Here is a 20,428-nt window from a genome sequence, read left to right as displayed (position 1 = left end):
GCCCGCGGCGCAGCGCGGGCCGTGCGATCAGTTGATCGGACGACGCCACGGCCCGGTGATGGCAAGGACCAGCCCGGGCGACTGGATGTTGACGAACAGGGTCCTGCCGTCGGCACTGAACGCCGGTCCGCAGAACTCGCTGTCGTTGAGTTCGTTGCGGGCGATGGCGAACGGCTGTCCCTCGGCGGTGACGCCGATGAGGTGGCTGATGCCGTCGCCGTCCTCGGCGAGGATCACGCCGCCGTACGGCGAGACGGTGATGTTGTCGGGACCGTCGTAGTTGCCGGTGTCGACGGACGGGTCGGGGTTGACCCCGAACAGCGTCTTCAGCGTGACCGTCTGCGAGGCCGGATCGTAGAACCACACCTGGCCGTCGTGCTCGGCGACGCTGCCGTCGCTGGTGCGGGCGTAGCTGGCGACGAAGTAGGCGCCGCCGTCGCCCCACCACTGGCCCTCGAGCTTGCGGCTGCGGGTGACCTCGTCGGCGGCGAACTGTGCGCGCACCGGCGTGGTGGCGGCGTCGCGGTCGGGGACGTCGACCCACTCCACCGCGTAGCGCACGCCCGGCTCGGTGGCCTGCGACAGGTCGGGCACGTGCGTGCCGCCGTCGAGGCACTTCATCGCCTGCAGGCTGCCCGCCGTGTCGCCGCCCGGCGACACGGCGAGTTCGCGCAGGGCGCCCGGCCCGCCGCGGAAACCCTGCGGCGGCGTCCACCGGAAGAACAGGCCGTTGGGCTCGTCGGCGTCTTCGGTGAGGTAGATCGCGCTCGTTGCCGGGTCCACGGCGACCGCCTCGTGCGCGTACCGGCCGAGGAACTTCAGCGGCACCGGGCTCTTGTCGCGGTTGGCTTCCTGGCTCGCGGGGTCGACCTCGAAGACGTAACCGTGGTCGAGTGTGAATCCCTTGGAGCCGGCGCGTGCCTCGGTTTCCTCGCACGTCAGCCACGTGCCCCACGGGGTGATTCCACCGGCGCAGTTGTTCACGGTGCCGGCCAGGCTGACGTACTGGCCCGTGCGCTGCCCGTTCGGCCCCACCGTGACGGTGGTGGTGCCGCCTCGGGCGCCGGGGTCGTAGGTCAGGCCGTCGACGACGGGCACGCCGAACGGCTCGTCCTTGCCGATCTCGTGGTTGGTCACGATCGTGGAACCGTTGCCGTGCGCGAACACGCCGTTGGCGTCGGGATCGCTGGGGACGGGCGTGCCGTCGTCGAGGGTCGTCTCCCCGGAGCGCGACACCACGGTGTACGAAAAGCCCATGGGCAGGGCGAGAATGCGGTTGGGATCCGGGACGAGCGGGCCGTAGCCGATCGCCGTGCCGGGCACGGCGGACGCGAGTCCGGGGCGGACGAGCGCCTCGACGCTGCCGGCGAGGGCCACGCCGAGGCCGGCCAGCGCGGTGCGTCCGAGGAACCCGCGGCGATTCAGTGGTGCCGTCGTCACTGTTTCCGATACCTCCATCGATCCGGTCGAGTCCTTCGGACCGTAGGTACCGGAAAGCCCGGTTCGGTGGACGGCGCGTGACCCGGAACTGAACCGGACGCGAACGTCGCTGAGGCGGTCAGGCGACGTCGGAGTCGACGGGCAGCCCGGCGAGTCTCCACTCGAGCACACCGTCGGCGGCGCGCCGGGCGGGCACGCCGTGGGTACGCAGCAGCCGGACGGCGTCGTGGGCGAGCACGCAGTACCGGCCGCGGCAGTAGGCGACGATCTCGCGGCCCGCCGGCAGGTCCGCGAGCCGCTCGCTCAGCTCGTCGAGTGGCACGTGCAGCGCGCCGGGCAGGTGCCCGGCGGCGTACTCGGCCTCGGGGCGCACGTCGAGCAGGACCACCTCGCCGGTCTCGAGGCGGTGCAGCAGTTCCTCGGTGTCGACGGCCGTGGTGTCGTCCGGGCCGAGATAGGCGCGACGGGCGAGTTCGGTGTGCGGGCGGTGCCGCTGGGCGACGCGGCGCAGGGTGTCCCACAGGACGGCCACGTCGTCCCCGGCGAGCGAGTAGAAGATCCGCTTGCCGTCCCGGCGGGACTGCACCAGCCCGGCCGCGCGCAGCGTCTGCAGGTGCGCCGAGCAGGTGCTCACCCCGAGCCCGGCGGCGGCGGCGAGCTCGTCCACGCTGCGCGGGCCCTGCGCGAGCAGGTCGAGCAGTTCCAGGCGCGCGGGGTTGCCGAGCACCTTGCCGACGGCGGCGAACTCCCCGAAGAGGGCGTCCTTGGCGGCTCGGTCAGCCATGGGCGGGGTCCTCCTGTGCGACGCGGGCAGGTCGGGGGTGGGTCTCGTACATGCGCACCGCGACGATCAGCCCGGACAGGGCGGTCAGCGCGGCCACGACCCACACGGCGGCGTGGACGCCGAACGCGTCGGCGACGATACCGGCCAGCAGGGCGCCGGCGGCGAATCCGCCGTCGCGCCAGAGCCGGTACACGCCCACGGACCGGGCCCGCCAGGCGGGGTGGGCGACGTCGCCGATCGAGGCGAGCAGGGTCGGGTAGACCAGCGCGGTGCCGGCGCCGAGCGCCGCCGCGGCGATCGCCCACGGCAGGAACGCATCCGAGACGGCGATCACGGCCAGGGCCAGGGCCTGCAGCCACATGCCGGCGACGATCATCCACTTGCGGCCCCACCGGTCCGACAACGCGCCGGTGACCAGCTGGCCGACTCCCCACACGGCCGGGTACAGCGCGGCGAGCACACCGATCTTCCCTACGGACAGACCGGCGGCGGCGAACAGGATCGGGAACAGGCCCCAGGCGAGGCCGTCGTTGAGGTTGTTGACCAGGCCGGCCTGGCTGGCGGACGACAGCGCCGGTTCCTTGAAGCTGGTCTGGACGAACACCTGCCCGTCGGTGAGCTTGTCGTGCAGGTGGTCGTGGCGTCCGTCGGCACGGGCCACATGGCCGACGGCCTCGAGGCGCGCGTATTCCCGGGTCTCCTTCACGGCGAGCGTGGACAGTCCCAGGCCGAGGGCCGCGAAGGCGATGCCGAGCAGGAACGGTGCCGGCCGCAGACCGTAGGCCTCGGCCAGGTAGCCGGTGGCCAGCGCGGTCGCGGCGACGGCGGCATACCCCGCGGCCTCGTTCAGTCCCATCGCGAGACCCCGACGGGCCGGGCCGACCAGGTCGATCTTCATCACCACCGTGGTGGACCAGGTCAGTCCCTGGCTGATGCCGAGCAGCACGTTGGCGAAGATCACCCAGCCCCACGACGGAGCCCAGATGAGCAGCAGCGGCACCGGGAGCGCGACCAGCCAGCCGGCCACGAGCACCGGCTTGCGCCCGTACCGGTCGGAGAAGGTGCCCGCGAAGTAGTTGGTGAGCGCCTTCGACAGGCCGAAGACGAGAATGAACGACAGGCCGGCGGTGTAGGCGCGGATGCCGAACTCCTCCTCGGCGAGCAGCGGCAGCACGGTGCGTTCCTGGCCGAGCATGCCGCCGACGAGGGCGTTGACCACCACCAGCAGCGTGAACTGGGCGGCGTTGCGGCGCAGGCCGAGTCCGATCCGTTCGCCGAACGGGGTGGTGGGGCGCGTGGGGGTGTTCATGAGCCGCCCTCCGGGGGACGTGTGGGATCGGGGTCGCCGCGCGCCGGGCCTTCCCGGCGGGAGACGCGAACGACGTCGCTACGACATTCTATGGAATTATGGAATGAGACGCCACCGACGGCGGACCAGGCGTGCCCTCGCGGCGATCAGTGCAGGTTCTCGGCGTGCCGGACCGCCGTCTCCAGATGCTTGTCGACGCTGCGCAGATCCAGGCGCGCGTCGGCGAGGAGGTCGAGGATCTCGAGGAGCGCGGCCTCGGCGGAGTCTCCGTGGGAATGGCGATCGATCCGCCCGAACTCATCGCTCAGTTCCTTGATACGCCGATCGAACACGTGCAGATCGGCCCGCAACCGCGAGGCGTGCCGGGCCAGCTCGGGGGTGCTCATTGCGGGACCGTCCTTCGATTCGACGTACGGTGTGTGAAGTCATCGTGGCCGACGGGGTGCCCCGGCGCCACGCCCGGCATCCGGTCGGTCCGCTCGGCGGATTCGCCGCAACCGGCCTTCTCGTCCGGCCGCACAGGTGGAAGAATCACCGGAAAGATCCCGCACCGGATACGACGCACGCAACGAAAGGTCCGGGAATGTGCCGCGGGGAGGCGGTGACGCGATGGATCCTGTCCGGCTGAACAGCGGTGTGCACCGGTGGTCCACCGAGCATCTCGTTCGGCTCGTGGACCAGAGCACGACGCACGATGCCGCCGTGGGGTGCGGACCTGTCGAGGCGGCCCGGATCGAATTGGCCCGCAGACGCGCCGGCGGAACGTTCGACTGGATGTGCCTGGTCGAGGATCCGGCCGACCCGGACCACCCCGCGCAGAGCCTGATCCTGTCCCTGCCGACGGGAGTGACCGAGGAGCAGGTGCGGTCGGAGGCACTGGCCCGTGCGCGCGCACGGTACGGTCCGCGGGTGGTCGTGCGGCACGTCCGCGCGTACGACTGACGAGGTACGAGCGGACGATCACGGTCCGGTGTCTCCGCTGAATCCCAGCTCGGACAGCGACGTCCGGAAGCGGTCGGGCCCGGCCGCCGCGAGTTCCGTGATCCAGACGAGCACCTCCGACATCGGTGCCGCCGTCGCCGCCACCGGTATGCGGGTCACGCCGGAGACGAGGACAGCGCCGCCGATCGTCTGCGACGCGTGGTGCGGACCGCCCCCGCGGGGCGCGGTTCGGATCTCGACACGCGAACCGGCACTGAGACTGTCGATCCGGACCTCGCTGAGCCGGACCGGCCGCGCGAAGGCGATCGTCAGGCCCACGCCGCTCCGCCCGGCCGGGACCTGCCGGGGATACAGGTCGGTGCTCCAGGCCGTGTTCGGGTTGGCGTCCGCCGCAAGGTCCGCCGTCACCGCATTGTCGGAAGTCGCGTCCCGCGACTGGGCGCGCACGGACAGCGGAACGAGGGGGACGCCGGACGATGCCGCCCGGGCACCGACCGGCGGCGCCGCGACGGCGACTGCGGGCAGCGTCGGTGCCGTCACCGCGGTGTCGCCACCCGGGCCGCTCACAGCGGTGCCGGCGACCCAGCCGACCGCGGCGAGGCACGCCACCAGAACCATTGCAGCCGAGGCGGACACGACCCCGACGCCGCGCGAGGCGGTCTCGGACGGCCGATCCACGGCGAGCCGGTCCGACACCGGCGAAGGGGTTACGTCACGTACAGCCTCGGCCCCGTGTTCCGCGCCCCGGATCGGAACGTCGTCGCGGGGGAGCATCCGGACCAAACGTTCGACGAAATCGATTGCGGTGCACACTCGCCCGTCTACGGCATCGTCTGCGAGCGTCCCCAGCGGGCGTGGGCCGGGACGCTCGCCGCCGCCGAGCAGGCAGCGCAGGACCGCGCCGAGCCCGGCGACGTCGGTCGCCTCGCCCGCCCCGGGCAGGATCGCAGGGAACGCGAGGACGGCGGTACCGCACTCGCCGACGCGGACGCGGACCGTATCGTCCAGGCACAGGACCGTGGACTGCCGGTGCGCGGCACGCACCGTCTCGGCCAGGCGAAGGGTCATCCGCGCGGCCGCGGCCGGGTCCGGACGGTCGCCGGCCACGTCGCGCAGCGACCGGCCCCGCGTCCACGCGGCCACCACCACGCAGTGGTCGGTGTCGTCGACGACGTCGAAGACGCGGGCCGCGGCCCCCACCCGATCGAAGGCCGCCGAGGCGGTCCGCACGCACAGCTCCGGGAAGAACCCGGCATCCGGAGCGGGCCGGGGCACGAGGGTCAGCGCCACGGTCCGGTTCATGGCCGTGTCGCGCCCCCGCCAGCATTGCAGGCCGCCCACGGTGCCGTGCCGCTCCACCAGCCGGTAGCGGCCGCCCCCGACGTGCGCCCCGGCCTCCGGGAACACCTGTCGATGCGTCCCGTCCGGACCCGAGCCGTCGTTCCCGGTCATCGACGTCGCCTCCCCCTGAGCCGGATCCTCGAGCCTCATTGTCCGCCGGAGCGCACGCGGACGGGCCCGGATCCGCACTCGGAAATCCCCGCCTGCGTGATTGGAGCGGAACATTTCCGGTTACCCCCCGGTAGCGGACAACCCCGCACAGACGTTCCCTACCACCGAGGAGCACGACGTCATGGACGAAAAAGGCACGTCCGCGGAGGCTCGCGAGGGCTTGCTGGACTCGATCAAGGGCAAGGCGAAGGAAGTCGCGGGCGCGGTGACCGGCAACGACTCGCTCACCGCCGAAGGGCAGCTACAGCAGGCCGAGGCCCACGAGCGCAAGGAGGCGAACACCGCCGAAGCCGTCGCGCGGGCCGAGACCGAGGAGGCCGCGGAGGAACTCGGCCGGGTCCGCGAGCAGGGCGCGCAGGAGCGGGACACGGTCCGGCAGGAGGCCGCGGCCGCCGAGCAGGACGTGCGCCGCCGGCAGCAGACCGAGCACGTGGCCGCCGAACAGCAGGCGCAGCACCGGGCCGCGGCCGGGCAGCTCGAGGCCGAACGCGACGCCCGCGCCGAGACGGCGCGCGCGGAAGCCGCCGAGCGCGCTCGGGTGGCCGGGGCCACCGCCGACGCGATCAACGCCACCGAGGACCACCGCGAGGCGATGGACGAGGCCGCCGAGGCGCGTGCCGAGGCCGCGCGCGCTCGGCACAAGGCCGAGAGCCTCGGCGACGACGCCGAAACGCCCTGACCTCTCATACCCGACGAAGCGGAGACGACATGAACATCACCACTGTGCCCCTGGCCGTGCTGCGCCTGCAGTACCAGATCTTCCGATTCCCGCTGCAGGTGATCGAGCAGCAGGTGTTCTCGCGATTCCCGCCCGATGCACCCCCACGACTGATGTACGAGCGGGGCCTCGGCATGCTCGACGGGACCGTGGGAACCGTCCTCGGCGCGCGCGACGTGCAGCAGCGCGGAGCCGCGATGACCGAGCGCACCGACGCGCTCGCCCGGGCGAGCGTCCTCGAGGAGGAGGCCGCCCGCAAGGAGCAGGAGGCCGACGCCGCGCTACGCGCCGAGCGCGAGCAGGCGCGGGCGCAGCAGTCGGAGGCCCACGAGGCGAAGCGGCGTGAGGTGGCGCAGGCCCGGGCGCGTGAGGAGGAGCGCAAACGCACCGCCGCACGGGAGGCCGAGCAACGCGCCGAGGCGGCGAAACGGCAGGCCGACGCCGAGGCGGCACAGCGCACGCAGGCGGTCGAATCGGCCCGGCGGAAGGAACAGGAGCAGATCAGGGCGGCCGAGCAGGCCGCCGCCGCCCCGGCCGAGGCGCAGCTGAAGGACGCCGCCGGCAAGCAGAGCGAGGCCGCCGACAAGCGCGCCCGCGCCGAGCGGATGGAGGAGCTGGCCGGCAAGGAAAAGGCCGAGCGGAACGGACAGACCCCGGGCGGACCGGCCTGACGAGGCGACAGGTGGGGCGCCGGGGGTCTCACCGCACCGGCCGCTCCGGGATCGCGCGGATGCGGTCGAGAAGGTCCGCGAATTCGTCGTCGTCGGCCGGATCCTCGGGCGGGTCGATCGACAGCCCGTCGCACGTGCCGCCGTACCAGGATTCGAGGACGGCCGGCAGCTGAGCGTAGGTGCCCTGCGGGACGAGGGTGCGCAGCGCGTCGTCGGTCACCGTCTGCGGCATCTCGTTCCAATGCTGCTCCCGCGCCATCCTGGTCAGCCGGTCGCCGAGGTCGGCGAGACCGAGCGTCTCCAGCGTTCGGCGGTAGGCGGGCGTCGAGTACAGGAACGCGAATTCGGAGCGGGCCCTCTCGCGGGCGGCGGCGACGGTCCGGTCGTCGCCGCCGGTGATCGCTTTGGGAACCACCACGACGCGGGGACCGCCGTCGCGCCGGCCGCGGCGGTCGGCGCCCTCGCGCAGCGCGGGCAGGACACGTTCGCGCAGGAACGTGGGGTGCGAGTTCGTCGGGTGGGTGACGAATCCGTCGGAGCGCTCACCGGCGAGCACACACATCCGCCGGTTGACGCCACCGGTCCACAACTGCGGCGCCGGGACGTCGACGGGGCCCGGTCGGAAGTACGGCTGCAATCGGTCGAATGTGTAGTGCGGTCCGCTGTGCGACAGAGGCTCTCCCGTGGCGAACGATCCGAAGATCGCTCGCAGGGAGTCGAGGTAGTCGCGCAGCTGTGCGGCGGGGTCGCTCCACGGCATCGAGAACCGGCCGACGATGTTGCCGCGGACCTGCGTCGCGAGACCGAGCTGGAAGCGGCCCCCGGAGAAGCGGGCGAGCTCCCACGCGGAATACGCGGTCACCATCGGGCTTCGGGCGAACGCCACGACCATGCTGGTGCGCACCGTCAGCCGCGAGGTGTGTTCCAGCGCCAGTGCGCACACGGCGAACGGGTCCCGCACCGTCTCCGACACGTGCACGGTGTCGTACCCCAGCGCTTCGATCCGGCGTACCCGCTCGGCCACCCGGCTCAGCTGTGTGTCCGCCGGCAGCGACGCCACCCTCTCCATGTCGTGACCTCTCGTCGTCGGTCAGAAAACGACGATTCCGCGCAGGTTCCTGCCCTCGTGCATGTCGGTGAAGCCCTGGGCGATGTCGTCGAGCTTGTAAGTGGACGTGACCAGTTCGTCGAGCATCAGTTTGCCGGACGTGTACAACTCGATCATCCAGGGGATGTCGGCCGTCGGGGCGGAGGCACCGAACAGCGAGCCCTGCAGCCGCTTCTGGTACAGCACCAGTTCCAGGGCGCTGATCGGTATTCCGAAGTCCGTCATCTTGCCGAGACCGGTGACCACGCACGTGCCGGCCTTGCGGATCGCCGAGAACGCTTGTGCGATGTGCTCGCCGGTCGTGACGCCGACGGTGACGATCGCCGCGTCGGCGCCCTGCCCGTCGGTGTGGGAGCGCGCGATCTCCGTCGCCTCCGCCATGTCCGCGACCGCGTGCGTCGCCCCGAACCGCAGTGCGCTCTCGCGCTTGAACGGCACCGGATCGACGGCGATGATCTGCGCCGCCCCAGCGTGCGCGGCACCCTGGACGGCGTTGATGCCGATTCCGCCGATGCCCTGCACGATGACGGTCTGCCCGGGATACACCTCGGCGGAGTTCACCGCCGCACCCCATCCCGTGCCGACGCCGCACCCCAGCAGGCACAGCGTGTCGAGGGGCAGGTCCTTGGCGACCTTGACCGCCGAATCGACGCTGACCGTGGTGTATTCGCTGAACGTGGACAGTCCGCACGTCTGCGCGACGGGCACTCCGTCGAGGCTCATCCGGAAACTCGTCGGATCGTCGGGGCGGCTGCCGGTCATGATGGCGGCACCGCGGTCGCACAGGTTCTGCAGGCCCTTGGCGCACCACCGGCACCGCCCGCACGCGGCGAGGAACGAGAACACCACGTGGTCGCCCTCGCTCCAGCCGGCTGTCTCGGGGCCGACCTGCACGACGACGCCGGCGCCCTCGTGGCCGCCGCAGATCGGGTAGCTGCCCACCGCGTGGTCGCCGGTGGCGATGTGGTCGTCGGAGTGGCACAGTCCCGACGCCACCATCCTCACCGTCAGTTCGCCGCGCCGCGGCTCGTCCAGCTCGAGGTCGGCGATCTCGTATGCGCCGGGTGCCTGACGGATGATCGCGCCGCGGGTTCTCATCGGGTTCCTCCGGGATTCGTAGGGGGTGGTCGTTGCGGGCGGCCGGAATCAGGGACACACCTGAGCGGCCATCGTGGCGCGGTAGCCGTCGCCGTAGGGCGGTAGCATCCCCCATTCGCGCCGCGGGTCCTGTTCCGGGGCGACGAACACGGTTCGGGCGTGGCTGAATTCGAGGAAGCCCTCGCGGCCGTTGTAGTGCCCCGTGCCGGACGCTCCGATTCCGCCGAACGGCGCGTCGAGCATGCCCGGGTGCATCATCACATCGTTGATCGTGACGCCGCCGGACGTGGTGGAGTCGACGACGGTGCGCTGCTCCTCCACATCCCGGCCGAAGTAGTACAGCGCCAGCGGTTTCGGTCCGGCGTTGATCCGCGCGAGGACCTGCCCGACGTCGTCGTAGGTCCGCACCACCATGGCGGGCCCGAAGATCTCCTCCTGCGAGATCGCGGCCGACTCGGGCGGGTCGACGACCATGCGCAGCGGGCGGCGCCGCTCGGTGGTGCTGATCGGTTCCGGCGGGACGGTCTCGATGCGCACCCCCAGCTGCGCGGCGTCGCGGATGTAGCCGTCGATGCGGGCGGCGTGCCGATCGGCGACGACGGCGGTGACGTCGGGATTGCCGGCGGCCGTGGGCAGCAGCTCGGTGTAGGACTCGCGGACCGCGGCGACGAACGCCTCGAGGCTCCCGGCCGGGACGTACACGGTGTCCGGGTTGACGCAGAGCTGACCGGCGTTGGTGGCTTTTCCGACCGCGATCCGGAACGCGGCCGCCGCGAGGTCGGCCGAACGTCCGACGATCGTCGGGGACTTGCCGCCGAGTTCGAGGGTGACCGGCACGAGGTTGCGGGCGGCGTTCTCCATCACCGAGCGCCCGGCGGCCTGGCTGCCGGTGAACACGATGTGGTCGAACGGCAGGGACGTCAGGGCCTGCGCGGCGTCGGGTCCGCCGGTGACGACCGCGATCTCGGCGGGATCGAGGAATTCCGCGGCCGCGGCGGCCAGCACCTGTGCGGTGCGCGGCACGAGTTCGGACGGCTTGAGCACGGCCCGGTTGCCGGCGGCCAGCACCCCGGCGAGCGGGCTCAGGAGCGTGAAGACGGGGGCGTTCCAGGTTCCGATGATCGCCACCGACCCCTTGGGCTGGTAGTGCACCGAGGCGGTGGCACCGAGCTGGTCGTAAGGGGAGAAGACCGCGCGTTCCTCGGGCCGCATCCACTCCTCGAGGTGGTCGCGCGAGTACTTCAGCGCCGTCAGGGACCCGAGCACGTCGTTGAGGGTCGAGTATCCCGGGTGACGCCCGCCGAAGTCGGCGTCGATCGCCTCCACGATCTCGTCGCGGCGGGCGACGAGCAGGTCGATCACCCGCTGGATCCGGGCACGGCGGCCCGCCGCGGAACTCGTCCGCCGCGAGCGTGATTCCTGCTGCTGGCGTTCGAGCAGCGCGTGCACGTCGGAGGCGGCGCCGGTGGTTGCGGTCATGGCGCGGATGCTATGAGCGCACCCGGCCCGCCCCAGGCGAGATCCCGCTCAGCGAGACCCCCGCGAACGGCGTACCCGCCGGGTCATCGGGTCGCGACGAAGCGGCACCCCTCCCCCGTCCCCGCGCCCAGCGCGCGACGGTCGCGGCGGGTCCACAGCACGCCGTCGCCGGGGGTCGGGCCCTGCTGCGCCAGTTCGCGTTTGAGGATCTTGTTCGTGGCGGTGCTGGGCAGGTCCGCGGCGATCCGCACGTACCGCGGCCACGCCTTCGGCGACAGGTCGGGCTGGGCGGCGAGGAACTCCTCGAACATCTCGGGGGTGAGTTCGGCGTCGTCCTGCAGCACCATCGCAGCCATCACCTGGTCGCCGACGTGCTCGTCCGGCACCGCGTAGACGGCGACGCGGTTCAGGGCGGGCAGGCGCTGCAGGATCCGTTCGATGGGGGCGGTGGCGAGGTTCTCGCCGTCGACCCGCATCCAGTCCGCGGTGCGGCCGGCCAGGTAGATCCATCCGTCGGCGTCCTTGTACGCGAGGTCGCCGGACCAGAACATGCCGTGCCGGAGCCGTTCGTCGGTGGCCTCCTGGTCGTTGTAGTACCCGGAGAAGAACCCCGCGCCGTGGGTGTTGACCAGTTCGCCGATCGCCTCGTCCGCGTTGATCAGGGCGCCGATGGCGTCGAACTCCGCGGCGGGGCATTCGGTGACGGTGGCGGGGTTGTAGACGGCGACGCCGTCGAGTCCCTTGCCGATCGACCCGCGCGGCGTACCCGGTTCGCGGGTGACGATGACGGCGTTCTCGGTGGAGCCGAAGCCGTCCCACACCGTGCAGTCGAACCGGCGCGCGAACTCCTCGATGTCGCGGTCGGTGGCCTCGTTGCCGAACGCCACACGCAGCGGGTTGTCCCGGTCGTCGGGGCGTTCGGGGGTCGCGAGCACGTAGGCGAGAGGCTTGCCGACGTAATTCATGTACGTGGCGCCGCAGCGGCGGATGTCGTCGAGGAACCGGGACGCCGAGAAGGCGGCCGGGGACATGGCCGCGCCGCTGCCGATGCCCACGCTCCAACCGGCGAGGACGGCGTTGGAATGGAACAGCGGCATCGACAGATAGCAGACGTCGGCGCCGGTGATGCCGAACCGGCCGATGAGGTTCTGTCCCGCGAACAGCACCATCAGGTGTGCGACGCGGACCGGTTTCGGATCGCCGCTCGTGCCCGACGTGAAGATCATCATGAGGGTGTCCATGGCCCCGACCTCGCGGTATGGCCGGAGGGCACCGGCGCCGGCGAGCAGATCGGCCCACTCCCGCGACGACGTGTCGAGGATCCGCACCCCCGGCAGCTCGAGCCCGTCCAGCAGCGGCCGGTGTTCCGGGTCGGTGACGACGATCTGGCAGTCGGCGCGCCGGATGTCGCGGGCCAGGCCGTCGCCGCGGCGGGTGGTGTTGATGCCGCACAGGACGTATCCGCCGAGTCCGGCCGCCGCCATGGCTTCGAGCATGTCGGGGGTGTTGCCGAGCAGGGTGCCCACGTGCATCGGGCGGTCCGGGTCCGCCACGCCCAGCAGGGCCGCGGCCTGGGCGGACGCGCGGCCGAGGTGCTCGCGCCACGTCCACGTGTGGTCGCCGTACACGACCGCGGTGGTGTCCTGGTCGCATCGCTCGCGCAGGGCTTGCTGGACGGTCTCTGCCATGGTCTACCTCGTCGTCGTGGGGGCGGCATCGTCGGGCCGGGGAATCCCGGCGGCCGGACTCCCGGCACCGAGATGCCGGGACAGGAACGAGATCTGATGGGCGACCGCGGCATCGAACCACTCGTGCCCCGGCCAGACGTCGAAGTGGTCGCACGGATAGTGGCGGACCTCGGCCCGCCCCCGAGCGGCGGCGACCGCGGCGGCGTGCGGCGGTGCGCTGCGGTCGAAGTCCGCGATCTGGACGAGTAGCGGGCACCGCAGTCCGGCGGCGTCCTTGCCCGGACGGTAGGTGCCGAGCTCGAGCGCGACGCTCGCGTCGATCTCGTTGCGCCACGTCGGGCCGGCGAGGATCGTGTAGTCCTCGAAATACCCGTCCAGGGTCAGTGCCGCGGTCTCGCCGGGACGGCCCACGATCGGAATCGTCACGGGTGGGCGGCCCCGCAGGACCGCGACACGGCTGCGGGTTCCGGTTGCCGTGGACCGCAGCATCGACAGCGTCGAATGGTGCCGGGCCGCCAGCAGGCCCGCGGCGGGACCGTCGACCAACGGTGTGAGGGCGACGACGGCGGCGACGTCCGGGCGGCGCGCCCCCACCGAGAGCACGTGTCCTCCCGACAGCGACACACCCCACAGGATCAGACGATTCGGGTCGGCGCCGTCGAGCCGGGCGGCGGCGCACAGGGCGGCCCGGTAGTCGTCTGCCTGGCCGCGCAGGTCGACCCGCTGACGCGGCGCACCACCGGATTCGCCGAATCCCCGGTAGTCGAAGGCGAGGACGTCGAGACCGGCCGCGGCGAGCCGCTCCGCGAACGCCTGCAGGCCGGAGTCCTTGGTGCCGCCGAGGCCGTGCGCCATCACGACGACCGGGCGGCCGTCGTCGCCGGCGAACGCCTCGCCCCGGCCGGGGAAGTGCCAGGCGTCGCAGCGGTCGTCGCCGGATCGGAAGGTGTGGTGTCGGTATGTCATTCGGGTACCTTCTCGGGGAGGGCGGTCGGACGAACGCGACTACCGGTGCGTGAGGGCACGTTTCCTGCCCGCAGGCAGTTCGTGCACCCGCAGGTCGTGTTCGTAGAGGAAGTAGTCGACCTGCTGGGTGTGCCGGGGCCGGTCGAGCATGTGCCCGGTGTACTTGCGCTGATCGGCCTCGATCACCCGCTCCATCTCGTCGACCGGCGGCGGCCGGTACCGGCCGATCACGTGGGCCGCGACGAGCCGGGCCTGGCATTCGACGAACGGGAACAGGGTGGGCGTGGCCTGTGCGAACCCGACGAAGGCGAGGTTGTCGAGGCCGGGCTTGAAGATCCGCTTGTAGAGCGGGATGTGGTTGCCGGGCGCGCTGACGAAGTCCTCGTCGAAGAACGGAAAGGTGATGTTGTAGCCGGTGGCGTAGACGACGACGTCGAACTCCGACGAGGTGCCGTCCTCGAAGTGCACCGTCGCGCCGTCGAGCAGGCGGATGTCGGGCTTGGCGACGACGTCGCCGGAACCGAGGCGCAGTGGCAGTTCCACCGACTGGGTGGGGTGGGCCTCGAAGAACTTGTGGTTGGGCGTGGGCAGGCCGTACCGCTCGGGACGCCCGGCGATGACGGGCTGACCGAGCTGGGCGAGCTTGCGCTGCCAGGAGAGCGGAAGGTGGGGGCTGGTCCGGTAGTACTTGTCGGCCGGACGGCCCGCGATGTACTTCGGCACGATCCAGGCGCTCGAGCGGGTGGACAGGGTGACCTCGTTGCCGAGTGCCTTCGACGACAGCTCCACCGCGATGTCGGCGGCACTGTTGCCGATCCCGACGACGAGAATGCGCTTGTCCGAGAAGTCGATCGGCGTGCGCGGATCGATGTACTGGTGCGAGTGGAGGGACGTGCCGGTGAACTCGCCCGGAAAGTCCGGGATCCGTGGATCCCAGTGGTGGCCGTTCGCCACGACGAGGAAGTCGAAGTACCGGGTACGCCCGTCCTCGGTGTCGAGTTCCCACCGGCCGTCCGCGTTCCGGCGGGCATGCACGACACCGTTGCGGAACTCGATCCGCGACTCGAGGTCGAAGGCCGCGGCGTATCCGTCGAGGTACTGCTTGATCTGGGTGTGATGCGGGAAGTCGGGGAAGGACTCCGGCATCGGGAAGTCCTTGAACGAGAGCTGATGCTTCGACGTGTCGATGTGCAGCGAGCGGTAGGCGCTGCTGTGCCCGTTGGGGTTGCCGAACGCCCAGTTGCCGCCGATCCGGTCCGACGACTCGAAGCACGTGTAGGGCACGCCGTAGTCCCCGAGCATCTTGCCTGCGGTCAGACCGCTGATTCCCGCGCCGATGACGGCGGTGGTCGGTGCCGGCATGTCGCAGCTCCTCGTGTGCAGGTTCCGGCCACCCGGTGAGCCGGTCCGATCTCCGGCGCGAGCGCGTCCGGTGACGACGACCACAATGTAGAACATGTTCACCGCGGGTGTATACACATTCCGGAAAGTGTCTACTCCGCGTAGGGTCGGCTCGCGGGCCGCGCGGTCCGCGAGCCGAGAGGAACAGCGCGTGCCCACCGAGACCAAACCCGGAAGCGTCCGCGAGCGGCTGCTCGCCGCGACCGAAGAATCGTTGCGCGCCAAGGGAATCCGGGCAACCACGATGGCCGAGGTGGCAGAGGAGGCCGGTGTGTCCCGGGCCTGGCTGTACCGGCACTTCCCGGACAAGGCGAGCCTGGTCGGCAGCGTGATCGTCCGGCTCGACGACGCGTACTGGACCGCCGCCCGAGCGGCGCTCGCCGGGTACGGCTCCGTCGCCGAGCAGCTCGCGGCCGGCGTCCGGATCGGCCGGGCCACCTACGACGATCCGGGAGCGCTCCCCCTCCGGCTGCGCGCCGCCGAGCCCGAGGAGTTCGAGGCGTGCGCCGGCGCAGGGGTGCGCGAACTCGTTCCCGACCTCGCGGCGTTCTGGCTCGAGTTCGTCGTCGCGGCGATCGAACGCGGGGAGGTCCGCGACGACGTCGATCCCGTCGAGGCCGCCGAGTGGGTGGCGCGCTCGCTCATCAGCCTCGCCACGGTGCCCGGCAACACCCTCGACCCCGACAACGACGACGCCGTGCTGCGCTACGTGCGGCGCTACGTGCTCGCGGGCCTGTCACCCCACGCGCCGCGCTGATCGGCGCCCGTCAGCCCTCGCGTTCGAAGGTGACGAGCAATCCCTCGACCCCGCCCGGGCCGACGCGGCCCTTGATCTCGGCGGAGGTGATCGCCTTCAGGCGCCACCCCTGCCGGGCGTGCTCGTTGAGCAGATCCTCGAGCTTGTCACCGGACATCTTCCCGCCGAGCATCTTCTCGCGGACCTCGACAACCTTGTACGAGTACATCGCATCCCTCATGTCGTGGCGATCGGGAATCGGCGGGAGCGCCGACCTTTCGCATCCTACCCGCGCCCGCCCGGCGCGAGCCGGGCTCGACGACCGAAGGACGGATCCACCCGCGCCCGGCTGCCAGCAAGTCCCCAGCATCCGTCCGGTGTTTCCCAAGCTTCCCTTCGTAGCGTGAAACTCACCGAACCGAGCCGAGAGGACACCGCAATGAGTTCACGCCGGGCGCGTCGCGTTCCCACCGACCCCGAACTCCACGAGCACGACCTGGGCCTGGCCCACGACATGAGGACGATGCTGTCGCGCCGGCAGATGCTGGCCGTCTTCGGCGCGGCCGGCACCGCGGCCCTCGCTGCGTGCTCGACGGGCGGGTCGACGTCCACCTCGGCGTCCGCGTCGGCCACCACCACCGCCGCTTCGACGACCTCCGCGACCGCCGCGGGCGAGTGCGTCGCCGCCGCACCACAGGAGACGGCCGGCCCGTACCCCGGCGACGGATCGAACGGCCCCAATGTCCTGATCGAGTCGGGAATCGTCCGCAAGGACATCACCATCAGCTTCGGTGACTACACCGGCACCGCCGAGGGCGTGCCGACCACCATCACCTTGCACCTGCAGGATCTCGCCGCCGGCTGCAGCCCCGGCCAGGGCATGGCCGTCTACCTGTGGCACTGCGACCGCGACGGGCAGTACTCCCTCTACAGCGACGGTCTGACGGACCAGAACTACCTGCGCGGCGTGCAGGTCGCCGACGCCGACGGCACCGTCTCGTTCACCTCGATCTTCCCGGCCTGCTACTCGGGGCGCTGGCCGCACATCCACTTCGAGGTGTACGACTCCCTCGAGGTCGCCGTCGCCGGCGACAACGCGCGGCTGACCTCGCAGATCGCCCTCCCCCAGGACGTGTGCGAGACGGTGTACGCCGGCGTCGACGGATACGCGCAGAGCACCCGCAACCTGGCGCAGATCAGCCTCGACTCCGACAACGTCTTCGGCGACGGCTGGGACGCCGAACTCGCGACCGTCACCGGCAGCATCGACAGCGGCTACGCCGTCGACATCACGGTCGGTGTCGCCGAGAAGTCCGCAAACATCCAGTCCGATGCGCCGCCGCAGGGCGGGATGGGGGGCGGCCCCGCGGGCGGCCGACCGGCAGGTCCGCCGCCCGGGCAGTGACGGTCGCTCACTCCACCTTCGTCAGCGACCGCACTGCACCCTCGGGCGCACGGCAGTCTTGCCGTCGACGCGCTCGGCTACTTCTTCCCCCCGGGGTTTCTCACGAGCTTCTTGTTGGCAAACTCGTTGAAGCCGAACCGGGCCAGCTCGCGGCCGACGCCGGAACGCTTGACGCCGCCGAACGGCAGGTCCGGCGAACTCTTGCTGGTGCTGTTGATCCACACCATGCCGGTCTCGAGCTCCTCGGCCACGCGGTCGGCCTTCTGCGGGTCCGACGTGAACACGCTGGACGAGAGACCGAAGGGTGAATCGTTGGCCGCCTCGATCGCCTCGTCGAGAGAACCGACGCGGTGAACGACCGCCACCGGGCCGAAGAGCTCCTCGTGGTAGGCGCGCATCTCGGGAGTGACGCCGACCAGGACGGTGGGCGGATAGTAGGCACCCTTCTCGTCCGGCCGGTCCCCACCGGTCAGAACCTCGGCGCCGTGGGAGACGGCATCTTGCACCAGCTCGTCCAGTTCGTCGACTGCCGAGTGTGAAGACAACGGTCCGAGCTTCGTCTCGGGGCTGGCCGGGTCGCTGGGCTGCCAGGCGGTCATTCCGTCGAGGAATTTCCGAACGAACTCGTCGTACACGGGTTCCTCCACGAGGAAGCGCTTCGACGCCGTGCAGGCCTGCCCGCCGTTACCGAGCCGGCCGACGACGGCGGCAGAGGCCGCCGCGTCGACATCGGCGTCGCCGAGCACGATGAACGGGTCGGAGCCGCCGAGTTCCAGCACACACTTCTTCATGTGCCGGCCGGCGACCTCACCGACGGCGGAACCGGCCTTCTCGGATCCGGTGAGCGAAACACCCTGGATACGCGGATCCGCAATGGCCGCCGCGACCTGGGCGGAGGAAATGAACGCGTTGAGGTACACACCGTCAGGCAACCCGGCCTCGGTCAGGACCCGCTCGATCGCGAGCGCGGACTGCGGGCAGTTCCGCGCGTGCTTGAGGATGATCGTGTTGCCCAGGGCGATGTTGGGGGCAGCGAAGCGGGCCACCTGGTAGTAGGGGTAGTTCCACGGCATGACCCCTACGAGCGGGCCGATCGCCTCGGTGCGCACGACCGCGGTACCTGATCCGGCGATGTCGAGGGGCTCATCCGCCATGAACTCCTCCGCGTGGTCCGCGTAGTACTGGTAGATCGAGGCCACCAGTGCCACCTCGCCCTTGGCCTGGGTGATCGGCTTGCCCATTTCCAGGGTGAGGAGCGCGGCCAGCTCGTCGGCCTGCTCCCGGTGGATCTCGGCGGCCCGGGCGAGAACCGCCCGTCGCTGCTCCAACGGCGTGGTGCGCCAGGAACGATAAGCTGCAGCGCTGCGTCCGATGAGCTCGTCCAACTGGGCGTCCGAGATCTCCGGGTACTGCGCGACCTCTTCCCCAGTGGCCGGATCGGTGGTGGTGTACACACCCATGGGGTTCTCCTGTCAGATTGTGAAAAGGGCGGCCGGGGATGAGCGTCAGACCGTGACCATCTCGGCGGACTTCACGTCGAAGCCCCGGTATCCGGCGTCCGTGACATCGGCCAGGACGGCACGGTAGTTGCGCAGGCCGCCCAGATAGAACAGTACGCTCGGCTTCTTGCCCGGGATGTTCGCGCCGAAGATCCACGAATCGCCCTTGGTGAACAGCGTGGCGTTCGCGATCTCGGTGCAGGTCTCGGTCCATTCGGCCTCGGCCTCCGGCGTGGGCTCGATCGCCCGCACCCCGTTGCGCTCGGCGTACGCGACCGTGTCGCTGATCCACTCGACCTGCGTCTCGATGGTCGGCGGCAGGTTCGTGAACGGACCGTTGGGGCCCAGCACCATGAACCAGTTGGGGAAGTTCGCCGTGGAGACGCCCAGGTAGCTGGTCGGCTGGCCGTCCCAGTGGTCGTTGATGTGCAGGCCGTCCCGGCCGCGGATCTCCATGCGACGGTAGTTGCCGTCCACCGCGTCGAAGCCGGTGGCGAAGACGAGCACGTCCAGCTCGTGCAGGACGCCGTCCTCGGTCACCACACCCTTGGCGGTGACCTCACGGATGGGGTTCTCCTTGATGGCGACGGCCTCCACGTTCGGCCGGTTGTACACCTCGTAGTAGCCGCTGTCGCACAGCGGACGCTTGGCGAACAGACCCGTGGGCATCAGCTTGCGAGCGGTCTCCGGGTCCTCGATGATCTCGGCGACCTTGGCGCGGATGAACGACGCAGCGGCTTCGTTGGCGGCCTCGTCGGTGGCGATGTCACCGAAAGTGCCGAACATGAAGCGGAAGCCGCCGCCGTGGTCCCAGGCCTCCTGGAAGATCCGGTTGCGCTCCTCCTCCGAGACGGACATGGCCGGCAGGGTGGACTCCTCGAAGCCGAAGGCCACCGCGGAGTTCTTGGCACGCTCCCAGATCCGGTCGTAGTCGGCCTTGATCTCGGCGATCTGCTCCGTGGTGACGGGGCGGTTGCCGACCGGCACCGAGTACTGCGGGGTCCGGACGAACACGGTGAGGTGCTCGACCTCCGGCGCCAGCGACGTGATGACCTGCTGGCCGGTGGAACCGGTACCGATGACACCGACACGGCGGCCGGCGAGGCTCTTGCCCTCGGGCCAGGCGGCGGTGTGGATGGTTTCGCCCTCGAACGTGTCCAGGCCGGGCAGGTTCGGGAAGTTGATGGCGGAGAGCAGACCCACGGCGTTGACGACGTACTTGGCGCGGTAGACCTCGCCGTGATCGGTAGTGACCTCCCACAGGTTCTCGTCGTCCAGGTAGAGCGCCGAGGTGACCTCGGTACCGAACTTGAAGTGGCGGCGCAGATCGAACCGGTCGACGACGTCCTCCAGATACTCGAGGATCTCGGGCTGAGTGATGTACGTGGTCTTCCAGGTGCTCTCCTGCAGCAGGTCGCGATCGAAGGAGAAGCGGTAGAGGTGGCTCTCCGTGTCGGAGAGGGCACCCGGGTAGCGGTTCCAGTACCAGGTGCCGCCGGGGCCGTCTGCCTTGTCGAAACCGACGGTGGTCAGGCCGAGTTCGTGGTGCAGCTTGTGGACGGCGTAGATGCCGCCGAATCCGGCGCCGATGACGACGGCGTCGACGGTGTGGATGGTCTGTGCGGTCATGGTGAATCCTCAGGCATTCAGTTCGGAGAGAGAAAGTTTGGGG

Annotated in this window: 19 protein-coding genes; 5 read left to right on the top strand and 14 right to left on the bottom strand. The window is 70.7% G+C overall.

What is annotated here, in order from left to right:
- Positions 1 to 27 precede the first annotated feature (27 nt).
- From ACWPOB_RS16180 to ACWPOB_RS16165, 4 genes are all read right to left on the bottom strand, one after another.
- A complete protein-coding gene (locus tag ACWPOB_RS16180) occupies positions 28 to 1,440 on the bottom strand; it encodes an alkaline phosphatase PhoX (protein ID WP_455401449.1) in 1,413 nt (470 codons plus the stop codon).
- A gap of 118 nt (positions 1,441 to 1,558) precedes the next feature.
- Entirely contained in the window at positions 1,559 to 2,224 is a 666-nt protein-coding gene (locus tag ACWPOB_RS16175) for an ArsR/SmtB family transcription factor (protein WP_100057123.1), read from the bottom strand.
- Complete coding sequence (locus tag ACWPOB_RS16170) at positions 2,217 to 3,533, bottom strand: MFS transporter (protein WP_455401448.1); 1,317 nt, start codon at positions 3,531 to 3,533, stop codon at positions 2,217 to 2,219. The genes ACWPOB_RS16175 and ACWPOB_RS16170 overlap by 8 nt, the downstream gene beginning before the upstream one ends.
- Before the next feature lie 146 nt (positions 3,534 to 3,679).
- Complete coding sequence (locus tag ACWPOB_RS16165) at positions 3,680 to 3,919, bottom strand: hypothetical protein (protein WP_165038283.1); 240 nt, start codon at positions 3,917 to 3,919, stop codon at positions 3,680 to 3,682.
- Between the two features lie 286 nt (positions 3,920 to 4,205).
- Here ACWPOB_RS16165 and ACWPOB_RS16160 point away from each other — a divergent pair, with 286 nt between their 5' ends.
- Complete coding sequence (locus ACWPOB_RS16160) at positions 4,206 to 4,475, top strand: hypothetical protein (RefSeq protein ID WP_455401447.1); 270 nt, start codon at positions 4,206 to 4,208, stop codon at positions 4,473 to 4,475.
- Positions 4,476 to 4,493: 18 nt separating this feature from the next.
- On the opposite strand, the gene ACWPOB_RS16155 is transcribed toward ACWPOB_RS16160, so the two are convergent.
- Positions 4,494 to 5,927 carry a hypothetical protein gene (locus ACWPOB_RS16155; RefSeq protein WP_455401446.1) on the bottom strand — a complete coding sequence of 478 codons (1,434 nt, stop codon included), beginning with the start codon at positions 5,925 to 5,927 and terminating at the stop codon, positions 4,494 to 4,496.
- Between the two features lie 181 nt (positions 5,928 to 6,108).
- On the opposite strand from ACWPOB_RS16155, the gene ACWPOB_RS16150 reads away from it, so the two are divergent.
- A complete protein-coding gene (locus ACWPOB_RS16150; RefSeq protein WP_455401445.1) occupies positions 6,109 to 6,666 on the top strand; it encodes a CsbD family protein in 558 nt (185 codons plus the stop codon).
- 29 nt (positions 6,667 to 6,695) lie between these two features.
- Positions 6,696 to 7,376: an IF2 family translation initiation factor gene (locus tag ACWPOB_RS16145; protein WP_455401444.1), complete on the top strand. Its 681-nt coding sequence runs from the start codon at positions 6,696 to 6,698 to the stop codon at positions 7,374 to 7,376.
- 28 nt (positions 7,377 to 7,404) lie between these two features.
- On the opposite strand, the gene ACWPOB_RS16140 is transcribed toward ACWPOB_RS16145, so the two are convergent.
- The 6 genes from ACWPOB_RS16140 to ACWPOB_RS16115 form a co-directional block, all read right to left on the bottom strand.
- Positions 7,405 to 8,445 (bottom strand): TIGR03617 family F420-dependent LLM class oxidoreductase, encoded by a 1,041-nt coding sequence (locus ACWPOB_RS16140; protein ID WP_455401443.1) that lies wholly within the window; start codon positions 8,443 to 8,445, stop codon positions 7,405 to 7,407.
- Positions 8,446 to 8,466: 21 nt separating this feature from the next.
- Positions 8,467 to 9,582, bottom strand: coding sequence for an NDMA-dependent alcohol dehydrogenase (locus ACWPOB_RS16135; RefSeq protein ID WP_455401442.1), 1,116 nt, complete (start codon positions 9,580 to 9,582; stop codon positions 8,467 to 8,469).
- 48 nt (positions 9,583 to 9,630) lie between these two features.
- The gene (locus ACWPOB_RS16130; protein WP_455401441.1) at positions 9,631 to 11,061 is read right to left on the bottom strand and encodes an aldehyde dehydrogenase family protein; all 1,431 of its coding nucleotides are present in this window, start codon (positions 11,059 to 11,061) and stop codon (positions 9,631 to 9,633) included.
- 83 nt (positions 11,062 to 11,144) lie between these two features.
- Positions 11,145 to 12,749: a fatty-acid--CoA ligase FadD1 gene (gene fadD1, locus ACWPOB_RS16125; protein ID WP_455401440.1), complete on the bottom strand. Its 1,605-nt coding sequence runs from the start codon at positions 12,747 to 12,749 to the stop codon at positions 11,145 to 11,147.
- Between the two features lie 3 nt (positions 12,750 to 12,752).
- On the bottom strand, positions 12,753 to 13,715 hold the full coding sequence (locus ACWPOB_RS16120; protein ID WP_455401439.1) for an alpha/beta hydrolase: 963 nt from the start codon (positions 13,713 to 13,715) through the stop codon (positions 12,753 to 12,755).
- 39 nt (positions 13,716 to 13,754) lie between these two features.
- Complete coding sequence (locus ACWPOB_RS16115; RefSeq protein WP_100055614.1) at positions 13,755 to 15,077, bottom strand: flavin-containing monooxygenase; 1,323 nt, start codon at positions 15,075 to 15,077, stop codon at positions 13,755 to 13,757.
- A gap of 190 nt (positions 15,078 to 15,267) precedes the next feature.
- On the opposite strand from ACWPOB_RS16115, the gene ACWPOB_RS16110 reads away from it, so the two are divergent.
- Complete coding sequence (locus tag ACWPOB_RS16110; RefSeq protein ID WP_100055615.1) at positions 15,268 to 15,873, top strand: TetR/AcrR family transcriptional regulator; 606 nt, start codon at positions 15,268 to 15,270, stop codon at positions 15,871 to 15,873.
- A gap of 10 nt (positions 15,874 to 15,883) precedes the next feature.
- Here ACWPOB_RS16110 and ACWPOB_RS16105 read toward each other — a convergent pair whose 3' ends face one another.
- Positions 15,884 to 16,081, bottom strand: coding sequence for a DUF4177 domain-containing protein (locus ACWPOB_RS16105; protein ID WP_006935226.1), 198 nt, complete (start codon positions 16,079 to 16,081; stop codon positions 15,884 to 15,886).
- A 210-nt stretch (positions 16,082 to 16,291) separates the two neighbouring features.
- Between ACWPOB_RS16105 and ACWPOB_RS16100 the strand changes: the two genes are divergently transcribed.
- Positions 16,292 to 17,257, top strand: a complete 966-nt coding sequence (locus ACWPOB_RS16100; RefSeq protein WP_455401438.1) for an intradiol ring-cleavage dioxygenase — start codon at positions 16,292 to 16,294, stop codon at positions 17,255 to 17,257.
- A 77-nt stretch (positions 17,258 to 17,334) separates the two neighbouring features.
- On the opposite strand, the gene ACWPOB_RS16095 is transcribed toward ACWPOB_RS16100, so the two are convergent.
- Both ACWPOB_RS16095 and ACWPOB_RS16090 read right to left on the bottom strand, forming a co-directional pair.
- Complete coding sequence (locus tag ACWPOB_RS16095) at positions 17,335 to 18,717, bottom strand: NAD-dependent succinate-semialdehyde dehydrogenase (RefSeq protein ID WP_455401437.1); 1,383 nt, start codon at positions 18,715 to 18,717, stop codon at positions 17,335 to 17,337.
- Positions 18,718 to 18,762: 45 nt separating this feature from the next.
- Entirely contained in the window at positions 18,763 to 20,385 is a 1,623-nt protein-coding gene (locus ACWPOB_RS16090) for a flavin-containing monooxygenase (protein ID WP_100055616.1), read from the bottom strand.
- Positions 20,386 to 20,428: the final 43 nt, after the last annotated feature.

Source organism: Rhodococcus sp. 2H158 (genome assembly GCF_053764755.1).
Note: the sequence above shows the minus strand (reverse complement) of the source record. Positions and strands in the feature narration are given on the sequence as shown.